1 rRNA gene is annotated in these 285 nt (G+C 52.6%); it reads left to right on the forward strand.

The annotated features are described in order from the left end of the window. A 23S ribosomal RNA gene (locus A3712_RS23365) occupies nt 1-285 on the forward strand; the annotation flags it as partial.

Here is a 285-nt window from a genome sequence, read left to right on the forward strand (position 1 = left end):
TCAGTGAAATTGAAATCGCTGTGAAGATGCAGTGTACCCGCGGCTAGACGGAAAGACCCCGTGAACCTTTACTACAGCTTGGCACTGAACATTGACCCTACATGTGTAGGATAGGTGGGAGACTTTGAAACCGCGTCGCCAGATGTGGTGGAGTCGTCCTTGAAATACCACCCTTGTAGTGTTGATGTTCTAACGTTGGCCCCTGAATCGGGGTTACGGACAGTGCCTGGTGGGTAGTTTGACTGGGGCGGTCTCCTCCCAAAGAGTAACGGAGGAGCACGAAGG

This window comes from Vibrio sp. HI00D65 (assembly GCF_001635455.1).
Taxonomy (GTDB): domain Bacteria; phylum Pseudomonadota; class Gammaproteobacteria; order Enterobacterales; family Vibrionaceae; genus Vibrio.